This window comes from Mesorhizobium newzealandense, from assembly GCF_042682145.1.
Taxonomy (GTDB): domain Bacteria; phylum Pseudomonadota; class Alphaproteobacteria; order Rhizobiales; family Rhizobiaceae; genus Mesorhizobium; species Mesorhizobium newzealandense.
This window is the reverse complement of sequence record NZ_JBHUGZ010000007.1, coordinates 735,786-754,293: the sequence shown is the minus strand read 5'-3', so window position 1 is coordinate 754,293 and position 18,508 is coordinate 735,786. Positions and strand designations below refer to the sequence as shown.

At 62.6% G+C, this 18,508-nt stretch carries 17 protein-coding genes; 2 read left to right on the top strand and 15 right to left on the bottom strand.

Going from position 1 to position 18,508, the window contains the following annotated elements:
* Nucleotides 1-80: 80 nt before the first annotated feature.
* From ntrX to dusB, 5 genes are all read right to left on the bottom strand, one after another.
* The gene (gene ntrX / locus ACFSOZ_RS12545) at nt 81-1,442 is read right to left on the bottom strand and encodes a nitrogen assimilation response regulator NtrX (protein WP_023768848.1); all 1,362 of its coding nucleotides are present in this window, start codon (nt 1,440-1,442) and stop codon (nt 81-83) included.
* Nucleotides 1,432-3,717, bottom strand: coding sequence for a sensor histidine kinase NtrY-like (locus ACFSOZ_RS12540; RefSeq protein ID WP_379098195.1), 2,286 nt, complete (start codon nt 3,715-3,717; stop codon nt 1,432-1,434). Before ACFSOZ_RS12540 ends, ntrX begins: the two co-directional genes overlap by 11 nt.
* A 129-nt stretch (nt 3,718-3,846) precedes the next feature.
* Nucleotides 3,847-5,307, bottom strand: coding sequence for a nitrogen regulation protein NR(I) (gene ntrC / locus ACFSOZ_RS12535; RefSeq protein ID WP_379097859.1), 1,461 nt, complete (start codon nt 5,305-5,307; stop codon nt 3,847-3,849).
* Nucleotides 5,304-6,446: a two-component system sensor histidine kinase NtrB gene (locus tag ACFSOZ_RS12530; protein WP_379097856.1), complete on the bottom strand. Its 1,143-nt coding sequence runs from the start codon at nt 6,444-6,446 to the stop codon at nt 5,304-5,306. The genes ntrC and ACFSOZ_RS12530 overlap by 4 nt, the downstream gene beginning before the upstream one ends.
* Nucleotides 6,443-7,471 (bottom strand): tRNA dihydrouridine synthase DusB, encoded by a 1,029-nt coding sequence (gene dusB, locus ACFSOZ_RS12525; protein ID WP_379097853.1) that lies wholly within the window; start codon nt 7,469-7,471, stop codon nt 6,443-6,445. The genes ACFSOZ_RS12530 and dusB overlap by 4 nt, the downstream gene beginning before the upstream one ends.
* A 243-nt stretch (nt 7,472-7,714) precedes the next feature.
* Between dusB and ACFSOZ_RS12520 the strand changes: the two genes are divergently transcribed.
* Both ACFSOZ_RS12520 and ACFSOZ_RS12515 read left to right on the top strand, forming a co-directional pair.
* Nucleotides 7,715-8,938, top strand: a complete 1,224-nt coding sequence (locus ACFSOZ_RS12520; RefSeq protein ID WP_379097851.1) for a bifunctional 2-C-methyl-D-erythritol 4-phosphate cytidylyltransferase/2-C-methyl-D-erythritol 2,4-cyclodiphosphate synthase — start codon at nt 7,715-7,717, stop codon at nt 8,936-8,938.
* Entirely contained in the window at nt 8,935-9,423 is a 489-nt protein-coding gene (locus ACFSOZ_RS12515) for a CinA family protein (protein WP_379097849.1), read from the top strand. The genes ACFSOZ_RS12520 and ACFSOZ_RS12515 overlap by 4 nt, the downstream gene beginning before the upstream one ends.
* An 83-nt stretch (nt 9,424-9,506) precedes the next feature.
* Here ACFSOZ_RS12515 and ACFSOZ_RS12510 read toward each other — a convergent pair whose 3' ends face one another.
* The 10 genes from ACFSOZ_RS12510 to ACFSOZ_RS12465 form a co-directional block, all read right to left on the bottom strand.
* Complete coding sequence (locus ACFSOZ_RS12510) at nt 9,507-9,965, bottom strand: type II toxin-antitoxin system RatA family toxin (protein ID WP_379097846.1); 459 nt, start codon at nt 9,963-9,965, stop codon at nt 9,507-9,509.
* A gap of 114 nt (nt 9,966-10,079) precedes the next feature.
* Nucleotides 10,080-11,045, bottom strand: coding sequence for a lipoyl synthase (lipA, locus tag ACFSOZ_RS12505; RefSeq protein ID WP_379025166.1), 966 nt, complete (start codon nt 11,043-11,045; stop codon nt 10,080-10,082).
* 136 nt (nt 11,046-11,181) lie between these two features.
* Nucleotides 11,182-11,439: a GlsB/YeaQ/YmgE family stress response membrane protein gene (locus tag ACFSOZ_RS12500; RefSeq protein ID WP_379097844.1), complete on the bottom strand. Its 258-nt coding sequence runs from the start codon at nt 11,437-11,439 to the stop codon at nt 11,182-11,184.
* A 99-nt stretch (nt 11,440-11,538) separates the two neighbouring features.
* Entirely contained in the window at nt 11,539-12,984 is a 1,446-nt protein-coding gene (gene lpdA / locus ACFSOZ_RS12495; RefSeq protein ID WP_379097841.1) for a dihydrolipoyl dehydrogenase, read from the bottom strand.
* 16 nt (nt 12,985-13,000) lie between these two features.
* Nucleotides 13,001-13,639 carry an SGNH/GDSL hydrolase family protein gene (locus ACFSOZ_RS12490; RefSeq protein WP_379097838.1) on the bottom strand — a complete coding sequence of 213 codons (639 nt, stop codon included), beginning with the start codon at nt 13,637-13,639 and terminating at the stop codon, nt 13,001-13,003.
* Entirely contained in the window at nt 13,636-14,058 is a 423-nt protein-coding gene (locus ACFSOZ_RS12485) for a hypothetical protein (RefSeq protein WP_379097835.1), read from the bottom strand. Before ACFSOZ_RS12485 ends, ACFSOZ_RS12490 begins: the two co-directional genes overlap by 4 nt.
* 14 nt (nt 14,059-14,072) lie before the next feature.
* On the bottom strand, nt 14,073-15,443 hold the full coding sequence (locus tag ACFSOZ_RS12480; protein WP_379097832.1) for a pyruvate dehydrogenase complex dihydrolipoamide acetyltransferase: 1,371 nt from the start codon (nt 15,441-15,443) through the stop codon (nt 14,073-14,075).
* An 18-nt stretch (nt 15,444-15,461) separates the two neighbouring features.
* Complete coding sequence (locus ACFSOZ_RS12475) at nt 15,462-16,847, bottom strand: pyruvate dehydrogenase complex E1 component subunit beta (protein WP_379097829.1); 1,386 nt, start codon at nt 16,845-16,847, stop codon at nt 15,462-15,464.
* A 15-nt stretch (nt 16,848-16,862) separates the two neighbouring features.
* On the bottom strand, nt 16,863-17,900 hold the full coding sequence (gene pdhA, locus ACFSOZ_RS12470) for a pyruvate dehydrogenase (acetyl-transferring) E1 component subunit alpha (RefSeq protein ID WP_379097826.1): 1,038 nt from the start codon (nt 17,898-17,900) through the stop codon (nt 16,863-16,865).
* A gap of 194 nt (nt 17,901-18,094) precedes the next feature.
* The gene (locus tag ACFSOZ_RS12465) at nt 18,095-18,418 is read right to left on the bottom strand and encodes an FtsB family cell division protein (protein WP_379097823.1); all 324 of its coding nucleotides are present in this window, start codon (nt 18,416-18,418) and stop codon (nt 18,095-18,097) included.
* Between the last annotated feature and the right edge of the window lie 90 nt (nt 18,419-18,508).

The following is an 18,508-nucleotide window of genomic DNA, read 5'->3' as shown; positions in this document are numbered from 1 at the left end:
TCGGGCTTTCTTATGCGATTCCGCCGTTGCCGTAACCGGCAAATGCTTGGCCCAGCGCGGCTGAACGAACGCCGCGCCTGTCAGACGCCCAGCGACTTCAGCTTGCGATGCAGAGCGGAGCGCTCCATGCCGATGAACTCGGCGGTCTTTGAGATGTTGCCGCCAAAGCGGTTGATCTGGGCGATCAGATAGTCCTTCTCGAACTGTTCACGCGCCTCGCGCAGCGGCAGCGCCATGATGTGCTGGTCGGATTGATTCGGCGTGCGCGGCATCACATCGCCGATCTCGGCGGGCAACAGATCCGCGGTGATCGGCGCATCGACATCGTCGCCGCGCGCCAGGATCATCAGACGCTCGACATTGTTGCGCAGCTGGCGGACGTTGCCCGGCCAGTTGTGCGCCTGCAGCACGGCCAGCGCATCATCGCCGATGCGGCGCGGCTTGATACCGGCCTGACGGGCGATCTGCTTCATGAAATTGTCGACGAGGTAGGGAATATCCTCGCGCCGCTCGGCCAGTCCCGGCACCGTGACCGGAACCACTGCCAGGCGATGATAGAGATCTTCACGGAACCGCCCGTCGGCAATCATCGCCTCCAGGTTCTGCGAGGTCGAGGAAATGATGCGGACGTCGACCTTGACCCGCTTGGTGCCCCCTACCCGCTCGAACTGCTGCTCGACCAGCACGCGCAGGATCTTGTTCTGCGTCTCGCGCGGCATGTCGGCCACTTCGTCGATGTAGAGGATGCCGCGATGGGCCTCCTCGAGCGCGCCGACCTTGCGCTCGACGCCGTTCGATTCGGTGCCGAACAGCTCGATCTCCATGCGCTCCGGCGTGATGTTGGCGGCGCTCAGCGTCACGAACGGCGCGCCCTTGCGCGCCGACAGCGTGTGGATGGCGCGCGCGGCCAGTTCCTTGCCCGAACCGGAAGGGCCGATGATCATGACGCGGCTGTTGGTCGGGGCGACGCGCTCGATGGTCTGGCGCAACTGGCTCATTGCCGACGACATGCCGATCAGATCGAAGGTTTCGCCGCTGCGCAGTTTGAGGTCCGAAACCTCGCGCCGCAATTTCGAGGTCTCGAGCGCACGTTCGGCAATGAGGATCAGCCTGTCGGCCTTGAACGGCTTTTCGATGAAATCATAGGCGCCGCGACGGATGGCGGAGACCGCCGTTTCGATGTTGCCATGGCCGGAGATCATCACCACCGGCAAGGTCGGGTGCATCGTCTTGATCTCGTCGAGCAGCGCAAGTCCGTCCAGACGTGAGCCCTGCAACCAGATGTCGAGGAAAATCAGCCGCGGCGCCCGGTCGGCGATCGCCGCCAGCGCGCTATCGGCATCGAATGCTGTACGGGTTTCGTGACCTTCGTCACTCAGGATGCCCGCGACGAGTTCACGGATGTCTTCCTCGTCATCGACGATGAGAATATCAGACGCCATTACCGACCTTTTCAGTTTCTCGTTCGTTTTCCGCCCTGCTTTCGCCGCGCGGGGACGCGGCGGCGGCAGGCGGCAGGATGATGCTGATCATCGCGCCGCGCCCATCGTGGAAATCCGCTGGGGCATCATGAAGTTCCAGCCTGCCACCATGGTCCTCCACAATCTTCTTGACGATAGCGAGACCGAGCCCGGTGCCCTTCTCGCGTGTGGTCATATAGGGCTCGAGCAGCCGTTGACGATTCTCGCGCGGCAGGCCTTTGCCATTGTCGATGACGTCGATGCGAATCGCGCCATTTTGTCGCCCGGCTTGAATCCGGATTATGCCGTGCGAACCATCCTTCTGTTCCATTCCATCGATCGCTTCGGCGGCATTCTTGATCACATTGCCGAAAGCCTGTGCCATCAGCCGGCTGTCGAACGTGCCCTTGAGCGGTTCGGTGCCGAATATCCGCTCGAAGGTGATGTCGGCGCGGCTGACTTCGACCAGGAATGAGGCCTCGCGCAGCGATTCGCGCAGGTCGATGGCCTTCATCTCGGGCTTCGGCATGCGCGCGAAAGCCGAGAATTCGTCGACCATGCGGCCGATATCCTCGACTTGCCGGATGATGGTGTCGGTGCACTGATCGAAAATCTCGCGATCCTCGGTGATGACCTTGCCGTAGCGGCGCTTGATGCGCTCGGCGGACAGTTGGATCGGCGTCAGCGGGTTCTTGATCTCGTGCGCGATGCGCCGCGCCACGTCCGCCCAGGCGGAGGAGCGCTGCGCCTGAACCAGATCGGTGATGTCGTCGACCGTCACGACATAGGATTTTTCCTCCGAGCCGTCGTCGCCGGCCTCGATGGTGATCTGCACGTTGAAGGTCCGCTCGGCACCGGCGCGATAGAAAGTCACCTGCTCGCGATAGACGGGTTTGCCGGACTTGCGGCCGATCTCGAAGACGCGGCCGACATGCGGCAGCACGGCGGAGAGGTTCTGTCCAAGTGCCGCGCTGGCGGATATGGCCAGCATCGCCTCGGCCGAGCGGTTGACGATGGTAACGATGCCGTAGGGATCGACGCCGATGACACCGGCGGTGACGCCGGCAAGCACGGCTTCCGAGAAGCGTCGCCGTTCGTCGATCAAATCCTTGGCGGACAGGATCTCGTTGCGCTGTGATTTCAGTTCGAGCAGCATCTTGTTGAAGGTGTCGCCGAGCGAAGCAACGTCGCCGTCCGAGGGCCGGACGGGAACCGCGACGTCGAGATTGCCGGTCGCCACCTCGTCGGCGGCACCGATCAGCTGCCGGATTGGCCGCACCAGGCGATCGGCGACGGCGATGCCAGTCCATATCGCGGACAGGATGATGATCAGCGTCAGCGACAGGTAGGGCAACGCGAAGGCCACCTGCGAGGTGCGCCTGTTATCTTCCAGCCCGCGATATTCGTCGGTGTTGGATCTGACGATCTGACGCGCCTTGATCACTTCGGGATCGACGAGGCGAATGGTGTAGAGATAAAGGCCTTCGATCTCGCGCAGCTTGACGATGGCACCCATGATGTTGCGCGTCTTCGGTTCGATCAGCACCGGCTTGCCGTCGACAGCGCTGGCCACGGCGCCTTCCGGCGGCTCGGGCATGGCGAAATCCGTGTCGGTCTTGGCGCTCATGACAAAAGAGCCATCCGGCTTGATCAGTGCCGCATGGGCCAGCGACCGACCCACGGCTTCCTTGTTCATCAGGTCGAGAAAGCCAGTCCGATCAAGGCCATAGAGCGTCCTTGACGCGTCGAGATCATAGGCCATCGACAGCGTCGTGCCTTGGAGGTTGCGGGCGTTTTCCTGGACATAGGCATCGGCGATCGACAGCGACGAATTGACGATCGTCTTGGTGCGGATCTCGAACCAGCGGTCGAGGCCGATGTCGAGCGTGATCGACGCGATGATCGCCACCATGATTGCGGGAATTGCCGCAACCAGGGCAAACATGGCGACGATGCGCACATGCAGCCGCGAGGCCGCCTTGCCGTGCCGGCGGGCCATCAGGATGCGGTGCACTTCGCGTCCGACCAGCGCGATGAGGAACAGGACGAAAGCGGCGTTGAGGGCAATCAGCGCCAGCGTTGTCGACTCGTTCGGCGTGATCGGCGTCGCGCCGACGAGGATGGTGAACGAGATCGCCGCCGTCACCAGCGCGCCGACAACCGCGACCACACCGGGCAGCGCCAGCAGCCGGCGCCCGTCGCGTGCGCCGGGTTCGCTGAAAAGCGGTTGGTTGAGTGTCGGTGCCTGCGGAGCCATGTCGCCGTCTAGAGCCATGATTGCGTCGGATGTATGCAACGCATTGTGGCGATTATGCAACAAGCGTGACCGAGACGGAAATCTTTCGCGCGCCCGTCCCCCGAAAAGCGCCTCAGGCTCAGATCGGGCTCAGCCCTGTCGTGATGATTTGTAGACGTTGACGCCGAGTTCGCGAATCTTCTTGCGCAGCGTGTTGCGGTTCAGGCCCAGCAATTCCGCGGCCTTGATCTGGTTGCCGCGGGTTGCCGTCATCGAGGCCAGGACCAGCGGATATTCGACCTCGGACAGAATGCGCTGGTACAGCCCCGCAGGCGGCAATTCCCCGGCAAACGACGTGAAATAGCGCTGCAGGAAATGCTCGACCGCCTGGCCGATCGAAAGGTCGTCGGGAATGAGATTGCCGCCGCCCGGCACCACCGGGCGCTCGCCGGTCTTGAGTTCGGCCTCGATGATCTCGGCCGAAATCTCGTCCTGCGAATAGAGCGCGGCGAGCCTGCGAACGAGGTTTTCCAGTTCACGCACGTTGCCCGGCCACGGGTAGCGCTTCATCAATTCGATGCCGCCCGAGGAGATGCGCTTGGTCTGCAGACCTTCCATCTCGCCGAGCTTGAAGAAGTGCCGGACGAGGTCGGGCACGTCCTCGGAGCGCTCGCGCAGCGCCGGCAGCCTTAGCGGCACGACGTTGAGGCGATAGAAAAGATCCTCGCGGAAAAGCCCCTGATTGATCAGCGTGCGCAGATCCTTGTTGGTGGCCGCGACGATGCGCACATCGGTCTTGATCGGGGTGCGTCCGCCGACGGTGGTGTACTCGCCCTGCTGCAGGACGCGCAGCAGGCGCGTCTGCGCCTCCATCGGCATGTCGCCGATCTCGTCGAGGAACAGCGTGCCGCCCTCCGCCTGCTCGAAGCGACCGGTGGAGCGGTTCTGCGCGCCGGTGAAGGCGCCCTTTTCGTGGCCGAACAGTTCCGATTCGATCAGATCGCGGGGGATCGCCGCCATGTTGATGGCAACGAACGGGCCGCCGCGACGGCGGCCATATTCATGCAGCGCGCGCGCCACCAGTTCCTTGCCGGTGCCGGATTCGCCTGAGATCATCACCGTCAGGTCGGTCTGCATCATGCGCGCCAGCATGCGGTAGATGTCCTGCATGGCCGCCGAGCGACCGACCAGCGGCATCGCGTCAGGCTGTTCTTCCGGTCGCGCATCGATCTTCGGCCGCCGTGGTTCGGAAAGCGCCCGGTTGACGATGTTGAGAAGCTCGGTCAGGTCGAACGGTTTAGGCAGATATTCATAGGCGCCGGTTTCGGATGCGCGGATCGCCGTCATGAACGTGTTCTGGGCGCTCATGACGATGACGGGCAGCTCCGGCCGCGCCTTCTTGATGCGCGGCAGCATGTCGAAGGCGTTTTCGTCCGGCATCACCACATCGGTGATAACCAGATCGCCCTCGCCCGCTGCCACCCAGCGCCACAGAGTCGAAGCGTTGGAGGTGACGCGCACCTCGTGGCCGACGCGCGAAAGCGCCTGGTTGAGGACGGTGCGGATCGCCGCATCGTCGTCGGCGACGAGAATATTGCCGCGAACGGTCATTTGCGCTCTCCTTCACCGTCTTCATCGGCGCCGTATGGCGCTTCTTTCCAGGCCGGCATCAGGATGCGGAATGTGGTCCCGCGCGGCGTCGATTCGCATTCGATAATGCCGCCATGCTCGCCGACGATCTTGGCGACCAGCGCCAGACCCAGTCCCGAGCCGTTCGGCTTGGTGGTGATGAAAGGATCGAACAGGATCGGCAGGATGTCTTCCGAGACGCCGGAGCCATTGTCGCGCACGCAGAATTCCAGCGGCAGCGATACGCGATCCTGCGTGCCCGGAACGGAAACGCGGATGCCCGGGCGGAAGGCCGTCGACAGCACGATCTCACCCTGCGGATCGCTGCCGATCGCCTCGGCGGCGTTCTTGACCAGGTTGAGGAAGACCTGGATGAGCTGGTCACGGTTGGCGAACACCGGAGGCAATGAAGGATCATAATCCTCCATTATCTTGATTCTCTTGGCAAAACCGTTCTTGGCGATCGCCTTTACATGATCGAGAACGACATGGATGTTGACCGGGTAGCGATCGATCGGCCGCTCATCGGAAAACACCTCCATGCGGTCGACCAGCGATACGATGCGGTCGGTCTCGTCGGTGATCAGCCGCGTCAGCGCGCGGTCCTCGTCGGAGGCCGACAGTTCGAGCAGCTGGGCAGCACCCCGGATGCCGGAGAGCGGGTTCTTGATCTCATGGGCTAGCATCGCCGCCAGACCGGTCACCGAGCGCGCGGCGCCGCGATGCGTCATCTGCCGGTCGATCTTGTCGGCCATCGACCGCTCCTGGAACATCACCACGACGGAGCCCGGAAACTCCGGCACCGGCGCGACATAGAGATCGACGACCTTCTCGATGCCGAGGCGCGGCGACGACACGTCGACCCGATACTCGTTGACCGGAGCGCGACGCTCGCGCACCTGATCGACGAGCGTAAGCAGCGGGCTGCCGAACGGGATCAGCTTGGACAGCGTGTTGCGCGCCAGCATTGTCGCGCTAGAGCGAAAAAAATCCTCGGCATCGGCGTTGGCGAAGGTGATGAACCCTTGCTCGCTGATCATGATCACCGGGCGGCGGATCGTGTTGAGCACGATCTGCGCGGCATTCGCCGTTTCAGCACCCTGGCCAGCGACGGCGTTCATGCGGCGCTCCGCAGGTTCAATGGTTGCGGATCGCGCGAAAACACATCGCGCAGCAAGGCAATGACGCGCGTCGGCTCGAATGCGGTCAGCATGGCCTTTCGGCTGTCGTCAGCGACGCCGCCGGCATGGCGGTCGAGATACCAGCCAAGATGCTTGCGCGCCTGGCGCAGGCCACTTTCGACGCCATAGAGTGCCAGCATGTCCTCATAGTGGGCCACGACATAGTCGGCCAGCGCCGTCGGGTCCTGCGGGATGTTGGGCGCCGCCTCGCCAGTAGAAGCCGCCGCGATGCTGCCGGCGATCCAGGGCGCGCCGTAGTGCGCGCGGCCGACCATCACGGCATCGGCGCCGGATTGATTGAGAATGGCAGCCGCTTCCGATGGCGAAGAAACATCGCCATTGGCGACGACCGGGATGGACACGGCTTCCTTGACGCGGGCGATGGCGCGCCAGTCGGCCTTGCCCTGATAGAACTGGCAGCGCGTGCGGCCGTGCACGGTCACCATCTTGACGCCGGCCTGCTCGGCGCGGCGCGCCAGCAACGGGGCGTTCAGCGCGCCTTCGTCCCAACCCAGCCGCATCTTGACCGTGACCGGCACGTCGACCGCACCGACCACGGCGTCGATCAGCGTCAGCGCATGGTCGAGATCCAGCATCAGCGCCGAGCCAGCATAGCCACCGGTGACCTTCTTGGCCGGGCAGCCCATGTTGATGTCGATGATGTCGGCGCCCTCGTCGGCGGCGATTCGCGCGCCTTCCGCCATGTGCGCCGCCTCGCGGCCGGCAAGCTGAACCATGTGAACGGGCAAGCCGGAATGACGGATGCGCAGGTCGCAACCGGCCCTGCCCTTGGCAAGCTCGCCGCTGGCCACCATTTCGGACACGACAAGGCCCGCGCCATGCGCGTGGGCACGCTGCCGGAACGGCTCGTCGGTAATCCCCGACATCGGCGCGAGAAACACGCGATTGCGGATTCTCACGCCGCCGACGTCGAGCGGCGCGGCCAATTTGGTCAAATCAGGCATGCACAAAAACCAAGCATGTTCATTCGCTGCTCATTCTCTAGCCAGAACTGCTGCAATGTGCAACGCGGAATGACGCCACATTAAGGCGCATTTGGGAAAATGCTGGCCATCGGCTTTGGCCGTGACCAAAGCGCCGCGCGTGCCTGAGGACGCGCGAAGGACGCTTTGAACGTTCATATTTGGCGCACGATCTTTTCCGAAAACCGATTACACTTTTCGGGATCGTGCGCTAAGCCAATCGGCATGACTGACGCAAGTGAAAACTCGAGTGCGGATGACAAGGTCGCGGTGGTTATCGTCGCCGCCGGCCGTGGCGCGCGCGCCGGGCAGGCCAATGGGCCCAAGCAGTATCAAAGCATAGGCGGCCACGCTGTCATCGCCCACACGCTGGAGATTTTTCTGGCCCACCCACGGACCAGCGAGGTTGTTGTCGCCATCCATGCCGACGACCACGAACTGTTCCGGCAAGCGGCAGGCGCCAACGCCGAACGGGTCATCGCCATCATGGGCGGGGCGACCAGGCAGGCTTCGGTGCGGCTCGGACTGCTTGCACTGAGAGGCCACGCGCCGGGACGGGTTCTGATCCATGATGCGGTCCGTCCGTTCGTCGACGCGGATTTGATCGACCGCACCATCGCGGCCATCGGCGATCGCGAAGGAGCGTTACCCGCCCTGCCCGTCGCCGACACGCTGAAGCGCGAGTCGGCCGCTGGCGTGGTCGGAGAAACCGTTTCCCGCAATGGACTTCATGCCGCCCAGACGCCACAGGGTTTTCCGTTCTGGCCGATCCTTGCCGCGCACGAGAAAGCCCATCACCTGGGAAAAATGGACTTCACCGACGACGCCGCGATCGCTGAATGGGCGCATATTCCGGTAAAAATCGTTCCGGGCTCGCCGGACAATGTCAAACTCACCTGGGCACGGGATATTGCGATGGCGGACCAGCGGCTTTCCGGCGAACGTGCGCGGTTTCCCGACATCAGAACCGGCAACGGCTACGACGTGCACGCCTTCGAACCCGGCGACCATGTCACCCTGTGCGGGGTCGCCATTCCGCACGACCAGAAACTGTCCGGCCATTCCGACGCCGATGTCGGCCTGCACGCGTTGACCGATGCGCTGCTGGCGACCTGCGGCGCCGGCGACATCGGCACGCATTTCCCGCCGTCCGACCCGCAGTGGAAAGGGGCTGCGTCGCGTATCTTCGTCGAACACGCGGCAAGGCTGGTGCGCGAGCGCGGGGGCCGCATCGCCAATGCCGATATCACGCTGATCTGCGAGGCGCCGCGCGTCGGCCCGCATCGTGAGGCGATGACGGCAGCCCTTTCGCAGATGCTGGCAATTTCCCCGGACCGCATCTCGATCAAGGCGACGACCAACGAAAAGCTCGGCTTTGTCGGTCGCCAGGAAGGCATAGCGGCAATCGCCACCGCCAGCGTGGTGTTTCCAGGCGAGGTGCCGGAATGACCAACAACGATCTGGCAAATGCGCTGCTGCAAGCCTGCCAGGAGCACGGCATCATGCTGGCGACGGCCGAAAGCTGCACCGGCGGCATGATCATCGCCGCCTTGACCGACATCGCCGGCTCCTCTGCCGTCGTCGACCGTGGCTTCATCACCTATTCAAACGAGGCCAAGATGGACATGCTCGGTGTGTCCGCCGCCACGCTTGATGCGCATGGCGCGGTTTCCCGCGAGACGGCGATCGAGATGGCAAAAGGTGCGCTTGCCCGTTCGCGCGCCGGGCTCACCCTGGCGGTCACCGGCATCGCCGGTCCAGGCGGCGGCTCAGCGGAAAAGCCTGTCGGCCTGGTCTGGTTCGGCGTCGGCATGGACGGCGAGACCGTGACCGCCGAACACAGATTGTTTGCCGACGAGGGTCGCGATTTCATCCGCCGTGAAACGGTCGGGCATGCGCTGGAACTGGGCTTGCGAACGCTCGGTCAGCGTTAAAGCGCGGCGCGCCGCGCTATAAGCCTTTGTATTGATGCATGTCGTTGGTCCCAAAACCGCTGCGCACTTTCGGGCGACATGCGTCAGCCTGACGGCGCTGCACCATAGATGACGTCGGCGCGTTTCTCGAAAGCCTCGGCGAACATGCGGAAGGCGCGATCGAACATGGTTCCCATCACCGCGCCCAGAATGCGGCTCTTGAATTCATAGTCGATGAAGAAGCGGACGGCGCAGCCGCTGCCGTCGGGTTCGAAACGCCAGACATTGCTCAGATATTTGAACGGACCATCGATGTACTTCACGTCGATGGTGTTCTCGTCGGGTTTCAGCAGCACCTGCGTCGTGAAGGTTTCACGGATCGCCTTGTAGCCGATGCTCATGTCGGCGAGGAGAACAGTGCGTCCGTCACGTTCCTTGCGCGAGCGAACCGCCAGCGCTTCGCAAAGCGGCAGGAATTGCGGATAGGCCTCGATATCGGCAACCAGCGCGAACATCTGTTGCGGCGTGTGGGCAACGCGGCGAGTGGCTTCGAATTTCGGCATGAAACCGGCTCTAAAGCGCGTCGCGTCGAAACGGATTCATGCGACGCGCTTTAGATTCTTTGTTTTTACGCATGTCGTTCTCCCAAAACCGAGGTCACTTTTGGGCGACATGCATCAGAGCGATTTCTTGAGAAGCGCTTCCCGTGCCGCGCGCAGCCGGGCGAAATCGTCGCCGGCGTGATGCGACGAGCGCGTCAGCGGGCTCGACGCCACCAGCAGAAACCCCTTGGTCCGGCCGATCGTCTCGAAGGACTTGAACTCCTCCGGCGTGACGAAACGGATCACCGGATGGTGCTTCTTCGACGGCTGCAGATACTGGCCGATGGTCATGAAGTCGACATTGGCCGACCGCAGATCGTCCATCAATTGCAGGATCTCGTTCCGCTCCTCGCCGAGGCCCACCATGATGCCGGACTTGGTGAAGATCGACGGATCGAGCTCCTTGACCCGCTGCAACAGCCTGATCGAGTGGAAATAGCGGGCGCCCGGCCGAACCGTCAGATAGTTCGACGGCACGGTTTCCAGATTGTGGTTGAAGACGTCGGGCTTGGCCGCCACGACGATCTCCAGCGCGCCTTCCTTGCGCAGGAAATCCGGCGTCAGGATTTCGATCGTCGTCAACGGCGTCGCTGCCCTGATGGCGCGGATCACTTCGGCGAAATGCTGCGCACCGCCATCGGCGAGATCGTCGCGGTCGACCGAGGTGATGACGACATGGGTCAGGCCCATCTGCTTGACCGCGTGCGCGACGCGGGCCGGCTCATCGGGATCGAGTGCGGTCGGAATGCCGGTGGCGACATTGCAGAACGCGCAGGCGCGCGTGCAGATCTCGCCCATGATCATGAAGGTGGCGTGCTTCTTCTCCCAGCACTCGCCGATGTTGGGGCAACCGGCCTCTTCGCAGACCGTCACCAGCTTGTGCGATTTCACGATTTCGCGGGTCTCTGCATAGCCCTTGGAGACCGGCGCCTTGACGCGGATCCAGTCGGGCTTGCGCAGCACGTCCTGATCGGGCTTGTGTGCCTTTTCCGGGTGCCGCAAGCGCGGTGCGTTGGCGATCGTGTCGAGGACAGTGACCATCTGAACCCTGGCTTGTTTCGCGACCACCCGTTGGCGATCGTCATCTCAACGTCATCTAGGACTTTTCAGCTCAAAGAAAAAGGCGGCGGCGGCGCATGCCGCTGCAACCGTTTTCGCATAGCGGGAACGATAACGACTAGCGGCGCACCAGGCGCCCTGCCCAGATCAGCAGGCAGGCTCCGATAAAGCCGGTGATCAGATAGGCAGTCCAGCCGACGCCAAACGGGCCGAAATTGAGCGCCCGCAGAATGGCGTTGAGGACCACGGCCCCCACGATGCCCAGGATAACATTCATGAAGATCCCGGTGTTGCTCTTCATGAACATCTCGGCAAACCAGCCCGCCAGGCCGCCGATGATGATGGCTGCGATCCAGCCCACGCCATTCACGTCCATATGCCCTCTCCTTGCACGCGCGAAAATGCATCCGGAAACGAACACCCTTGCCGCCGAGTTCCCGCAGCTTGCGCGTTTGAGTCTCGTGCGGCCAATCTATCATGCGTTCAGCGCGCGGCCATAGGCGTCGAGCACGCTTTCCTTCATCATCTCCGACAGCGTCGGGTGCGGGAAGATCGTGTGCATCAGTTCTTCCTCGGTCGTCTCTAGGTTCATCGCCACGACAAAACCCTGGATCAGTTCGGTCACCTCGGCGCCGACCATATGCGCGCCGAGCAGCTGACCGGTCTTCTTGTCGAAGATGGTCTTGATGAACCCCTGGTCTTCGCCGAGCGCGATGGCCTTGCCATTGGCGGCGAACTGGAAGCGCCCGACCCTGATATCCTTGCCTTCGGCCTTGGCCCTGGCTTCGGTCAGGCCGACGGAGGCGACCTGCGGATTGCAATAGGTGCAGCCGGGGATCTTGAGCTTGTCGGTGGCATGCACGCCGGGGACATTGGCGATCTTTTCGACGCATACCACGCCTTCATGTTCGGCCTTGTGGGCGAGCATCGGCGGGCCGGCGACATCGCCGATGGCGTAGATGCCCTGCACATTGGTCTTGCCGTAGCCGTCGACGACGATGCAGCCGCGTTCGGTTTTCACGCCGAGTGCCTCAAGCCCGAGATTCTCGATGTTGCCCTGCACGCCAACAGCCGAGATCATGCGGTCGGCGGTGATCTTCTCGACCTTGCCGTCCTTCATCTCGACATGCGCGGTGACCGAGTTGGCGCCTTTCTCGACCTTGGTCACCTTGGCCTCGAGGATGATCTTCATGCCTTGCTTCTCGAACTGCTTCTGCGCGAATTTCGAGACTTCGGCGTCCTCGACCGGCATCACTGCCGGCAGCAACTCGACCACCGTCACGTCCGCACCCATGGTGCGGTAGAAGGAGGCGAACTCGATGCCGATGGCACCTGAACCCATCACCAGCAGCGATTTCGGCATCTCCTTTGGCACCATCGCCTCGAAATAGGTCCAGATCAGCTTGCCGTCCGGCTCGATGCCGGGCAGCGCGCGCGGCCGGGCGCCGGTCGCCAGGATGATGTGCTTGGCAGTGTAGGTGCCCTCGCCCTTGACGCCTTTCGGCACTGGCGGCTGCGGCTCCATCGGCTTCTTGGCCGTCTTGGAAACCACGATCTCACCGGGTTTGGAGAGCTTGGCTTCGCCCCAGATCACATCGACCTTGTTTTTCTTCATCAGGAAGGCAACGCCGCCATTGAGCCGCAGCGACACCTTTCGCGAGCGGTCGACCACGGCTGACGTGTCGACGCTGACCTTGCCGTCGAGTTTCAGCCCGTAGTCCTTCAGGTGATCCGAATAATGCATGATCTCGGCCGAGCGCAGCAGCGCCTTGGTCGGGATGCAGCCCCAGTTGAGGCAGATGCCGCCGAGATGCTCGCGCTCGACTATCGCCGTTTTGAAACCAAGCTGGGCGGAACGCACCGCCGTGACATAGCCGCCGGGGCCGGAGCCGATGATGATGACGTCGTAGTTCTCAGCCACGATTTTTCTCCCTGATTCACAATTCGAGCATGGCGCGCACGACGGGCGTCAACGCCTTGCCGATGTTTCGTGTGTTTTCGGCATCGAGATGGACGCCATCGAGCGGTGTACATCTAGCGACGCTCGCGGCATCAAAAAAGCCGCAGCCCATCTCGGTGGCCGCGGCTTGATAAAAGCCGGCGAGCTTGGGCGACTCGATTGCACCCGTTCCCAACATTTCGGCGTAGTCCGCCTTGCGGGTTTCCACGATATGCGGCGGCGCAACCAGAACAATCCTGGGGGCGACACCGCCGAATGGATAGGCGTGCCCCCGCACGATCTCAACGAGGCGTTGCATGCCATAGGACGCTATGACTGCGCTGCCATGAATCGACGGTTTCATGTCGTTAGAGCCAAGCATGATGACTATCAGATCGATCGGCGAATGCGTGCTCAGGATCGTCGGCAATATCCGCGCGCCGTTTCGGTCCGCGCCCGACAAGAAGTCGTCATAGGCCGTGGTGCGGCCGCCCAGTCCCTCGGCAATGACGTGGAAGCTCGGTCCGAGCCCTCTCGCCAGTGTGGTTGGCCACTGGTCTTCATAATCATGTCGACACAAAGTCTCCGGGTTGTGTCCCCAGGTCAGCGAATCGCCGTAGCACAGAACAGTCTTCATGCACCCACACCCACCTGTGCCTTGATCAAACCGCGTCTCACCCGCCAGCGCACGAACAGCCAGTGAAGAATGATCGTCACCAGACCCGGCAGACCAAGGCCGGCAACCATGGGAATGTCATTCTTCACCACCGCTGCACTGCTGTCGGCGTAGAGGATCAGCGCGACAAGCAGGGCAAGCAACACCGCAAACACAATCAGCAGCCACTTACCCGTCATGGCAACTGCCGCGACCGGATCCGTCATGAACTGCGCCACGAAGAAGATGAAGGTGACGATGCATGTCACCAGCACCGAGAACATGAAAACGAGGATGTATTCTTCCTCCGCGCCAGTGGCGATGGCCAACCATTGCGCCACCAGCCCGCCTGCCAAACCGGAAAGAATGAAAGCGAAAAGGCTGGTGAAGAATGTCCGCACCGCCTTCTCCCTTCCTAGACCAGCATGCCCATCGGGTTCTCGATCAGCCGCTTGAAGGCGACCAGCAGTTCGGCACCCAGCGCCCCGTCGACGGCACGATGGTCGGTCGACAGCGTCACCGACATCACGGTGGCTATCTTGATCTCGCCGTTCTTGACCACCGCCCGCTCCTCACCTGCGCCGACCGCCAGGATCGTCGCATGCGGCGGGTTGATGACGGCGGCAAAGTCCTTGATGCCGAACATGCCGAGGTTCGACACCGCCGTGGTGCCGCCCTGATACTCTTCCGGCTTCAGCTTGCGGCTGCGCGCACGGCTGGCCAGGTCCTTCATCTCGTTGGAGATCGTGGACAGCGTCTTTTCGTCCGCCTTGCGGATGATCGGCGTGATCAGGCCACCCGGGATCGACACGGCGACACCGACATCGGCATGCTTGTGCTTGACCATGGCGCTTTCGGTCCATGAGGCATTGGCATCCGGCACCGCCTTCAGCGCCAGCGCCATCGCCTTGATGACCATGTCGTTGACCGACAGCTTGTAGGCTGGCACGTCGCCCTTGTCGGTCTTCTTCACCGGGGCTGCGGCGTTGATCTGCGTGCGCAATGCCAGCAGTGCGTCGAGTTCGCAATCGAGCGTCAGGTAGAAATGCGGGATTGTGGTCTTGGCCTCGACCAGGCGCCGCGCGATGGTCTTGCGCATGTTGTCATGCGGGACCAGTTCGTAGGAGCCTTGCTCGAACAGTTTCAGCACCTGATCGTCCGACATCGCCTTCACCGGCGCGGCAGGAGCAGCAGCCGGAGCCCCGGCAGGCGCCGCCTTGGCGGCAGGCTTGGCGCCGCCACCGGCAATCGCCGCATCGACATCGGCCTTCACCACCCGGCCGTGCGGACCGGTGCCGGTCACGGCAGAGACGTCGACGCCGGCCTCCTTGGCGATACGCCGCGCCAGCGGTGACGCGAAGGTGCGCTCACCAGCCGCATGGCCGTTGGCGGCCGGAGCCGCCCCCGCCTTGGCTGCGGCTGCAGGCTCGGCCTTTGGTGCGTCAGCCTTTGGTGTTTGCGCCTTGGGAGCATCCGCCTTCGGCGCCTCGGCTTTCGCTGGTGCGGCAGCGCCACCGCTTTTCGCGGCAGCGCCGGCGTCCTCGCCTTCGGCAGCGAGCACGGCGATCAGCGCATTGACCTTGACGCCTTCGGTGCCGGCCGGAACGACGAGCTTTGCAACCGTGCCCTCATCGACGGCTTCGACTTCCATCGTCGCCTTGTCGGTCTCGATCTCGGCGATGACATCGCCCGGCGAAACCTTGTCGCCTTCCTTGACAAGCCACTTTGACAGATTGCCCTCTTCCATCGTGGGCGACAGGGCCGGCATGGTGATGTTGATTGGCATTTAGTCCTCCCGCCCGGTTCAGCGATACGCGACGGCTTTGACCGCCTCGATGACTTCGCCGACATTTGGCAACGCCAGTTTCTCGAGGTTGGCCGCATAGGGCATCGGCACATCCTTGCCGGCAATGGTGATGACCGGAGCGTCGAGGAAATCGAAGGCACGCTGCGATACCTGGTTGGCGATATGGTCGCCGACCGAGCTCTGCGGGAAGCCTTCTTCCACCACGACCAGCCGGTTGGTCTTCTTGACTGAGGCGATGATGGTGTCGAGGTCGAGCGGGCGGATCGTGCGCAGGTCGATGATCTCGGCATCGATGCCCAGGCCGCGCAGTTCGGCTTCAGCCTTGACCGCGTAGGTCATGCCGATGCCGAACGAGACGATGGTGACATCCTTGCCTGATTTGTGGATGCGCGCCTTGCCGATCGGCAGCACGAAATCATCCAGCTTCGGCACGTCGAAGGACTGGCCGTAGAGGATTTCGTTCTCGAGGAAGATGACCGGATTGGGATCGCGGATCGCCGCCTTGAGCAAACCCTTGGCGTCGGCCGCGGTGTAGGGCATCACGACCTTGAGGCCGGGAATGTGGCTATACCAGGCTGCATAGCACTGCGAGTGCTGGGCGGCGACGCGGGCGGCGGCGCCGTTCGGTCCACGGAACACGATCGGCGCACCCATTTGACCGCCCGACATATAGAGCGTCTTGGCGGCGGAGTTGATGATCTGGTCGATCGCCTGCATGGCGAAGTTGAAGGTCATGAACTCGACGATCGGCTTCAGGCCGGCCATCGCCGCACCGACGCCGACGCCGGCAAAGCCATGCTCGGTGATCGGCGTGTCGACGACGCGCCGCGGCCCAAACTCCTGCAGCAGTCCCTGCGTGATCTTGTAGGCGCCCTGGTATTCGGCGACCTCCTCGCCCATGACGAAGACATCGCCGTCGCGGCGCATTTCCTCGGCCATCGCGTCACGCAGCGCTTCGCGCACCGTGGTCGAGACCATTTCCGTGCCGGCCGGAATGTCCGGATCGGCGGCGATTTCCGTCTTCGGGGCGGCTGCGACCGGCGCAGAGGCCTCGCTTTTGGCCGCCGCCGGCGCAGGCGCCGCGGTATCAGCCTTGGCAGGCTCTTCGCCGATGCCTTCGCCAGCCTTGTCGACGTCTTCGCCCTCAACCGCGAGCACGGCGATCACTGCGTTGACCTTGACGCCTTCGGTACCGGCAGGAACCACGATCTTGGCAAGCGTGCCTTCATCGACGGCTTCGACTTCCATCGTCGCCTTGTCGGTTTCGATCTCGGCGATGACGTCACCGGCGACGACCTTGTCGCCCTCGTTCTTCAACCACTTGGAAAGATTGCCCTCTTCCATGGTCGGCGAGAGAGCGGGCATGAGAATTTCGATCGGCATGTCCTTGCCCTCCCGTTACAATACGATATCGGTCCAGAGCTCGGACGGATCCGGCTCCGCGTCGTTCTGGGCAAATTCGGCGGCATCGGCGACGACGTCGCGAACCTCCTTGTCGATGGTCTTGAGTTCGTCCTCGGTCGCCCACTTCTTCTCGATCAGCCGCGCCTTGACCTGTTCGATCGGGTCATGCTCGGAGCGCATCTTCTGCACTTCTTCCTTGGAACGGTACTTCGCCGGATCGGACATCGAGTGGCCGCGATAGCGATAGGTCTGCATTTCGAGGATCAGCGGACCGTTGCCGCCGCGGCACCATTCGGTGGCCAGATCGCCCGCCGCCTTGACAGCGCGAACGTCCATGCCATCGACCTGGATGCCGGGAATCTTGAACGAGGCGCCGCGATGCGAAAAGTCCGTCTCCGCCGACGAGCGCGAGACCGAGGTGCCCATGGCATAGCGGTTGTTCTCGATGATGTAGATCACCGGCAGCTTCCACAGCGAAGCCATGTTGAAGCTTTCATAGACCTGGCCCTGGTTGGCCGCACCATCGCCGAAATAGGTCAGCGAGACATTGTTGTTGTCGCGGTAGCGGTTGGCGAAGGCAAGGCCGGTGCCGAGCGACACCTGCGCACCGACGATGCCGTGGCCGCCGTAAAAATGCTTCTCCTTGGAGAACATGTGCATGGAGCCGCCCTTGCCCCTGGACAGGCCGCCACGACGCCCGGTCAGCTCAGCCATGACACCGCGCGGTGAAAGCTCCATCGCCAGCATGTGGCCGTGATCGCGATAGGCGGTGATCATCTGGTCGCCTTGGATCAGCGCCATCTTCATGCCGGTGACGACAGCTTCCTGACCGATATAAAGATGGCAGAAGCCGCCGATGAAACCCATGCCGTAAAGCTGGCCGGCCTTTTCCTCGAAACGGCGGATGAGCAGCATGTGCCGGTAGGCGGCAAGCTCTTCATCCTTGGTGAAGTCGGCAGGCTTGGGGGCCGAAAGCCCCGATTTGCCGTCGGATTTGGATTTGGCAGGCGCTTTTCTGGCTGCGGTGGCCATGCATCACTCCCTGTTGGCGTCTCTTTGCGGACATTAGAGCAGGATCAAATCTGCTCTGGGGAGATCAGCTCCTCCCCACCGATTTCAGGGAGGCTAACACGCGTCAGGGCGTTGCGCCATGCCGAATTTGCATAGCTGACATGCGCCTAAGCGATTAAAATCATTGAAAATATTATCGATTAACTGAAAAGTGGTTACTTCACCGAGGCCGGCAACATGATGGTGATTTCGTCTGCCTGGGACAGATTGAGCGCCTTGCGCGCCTGCTCGTCGAGCATGTCCTTCTCAAGCGTGCCTTCATGCATGAGCCGAACGCGGCGCTCAAATTCCATCCGGCGTGCCTTGATCGCATCGAGTTGACCTTGCAGCGCAACCGTCTGGGCTTCCAGCTGATATTTCGAATTGATGCCGAATTCGCCATGGTAGGCGTGGAAGCCGAAATAGGCCAGGAATGCCACGCAGAGCGAGGGGACGATCAGCCGGCCGGTGTTTCGCTGCTTGTGCTGACGCGTCCACATGATCCAAATCCTCGCGGCCGCGGACTCATGCGGCTCCCGATCTTTTTCGCCCGATTGTGCTTAACGGACGGTTACGGATGACCGGTCTTG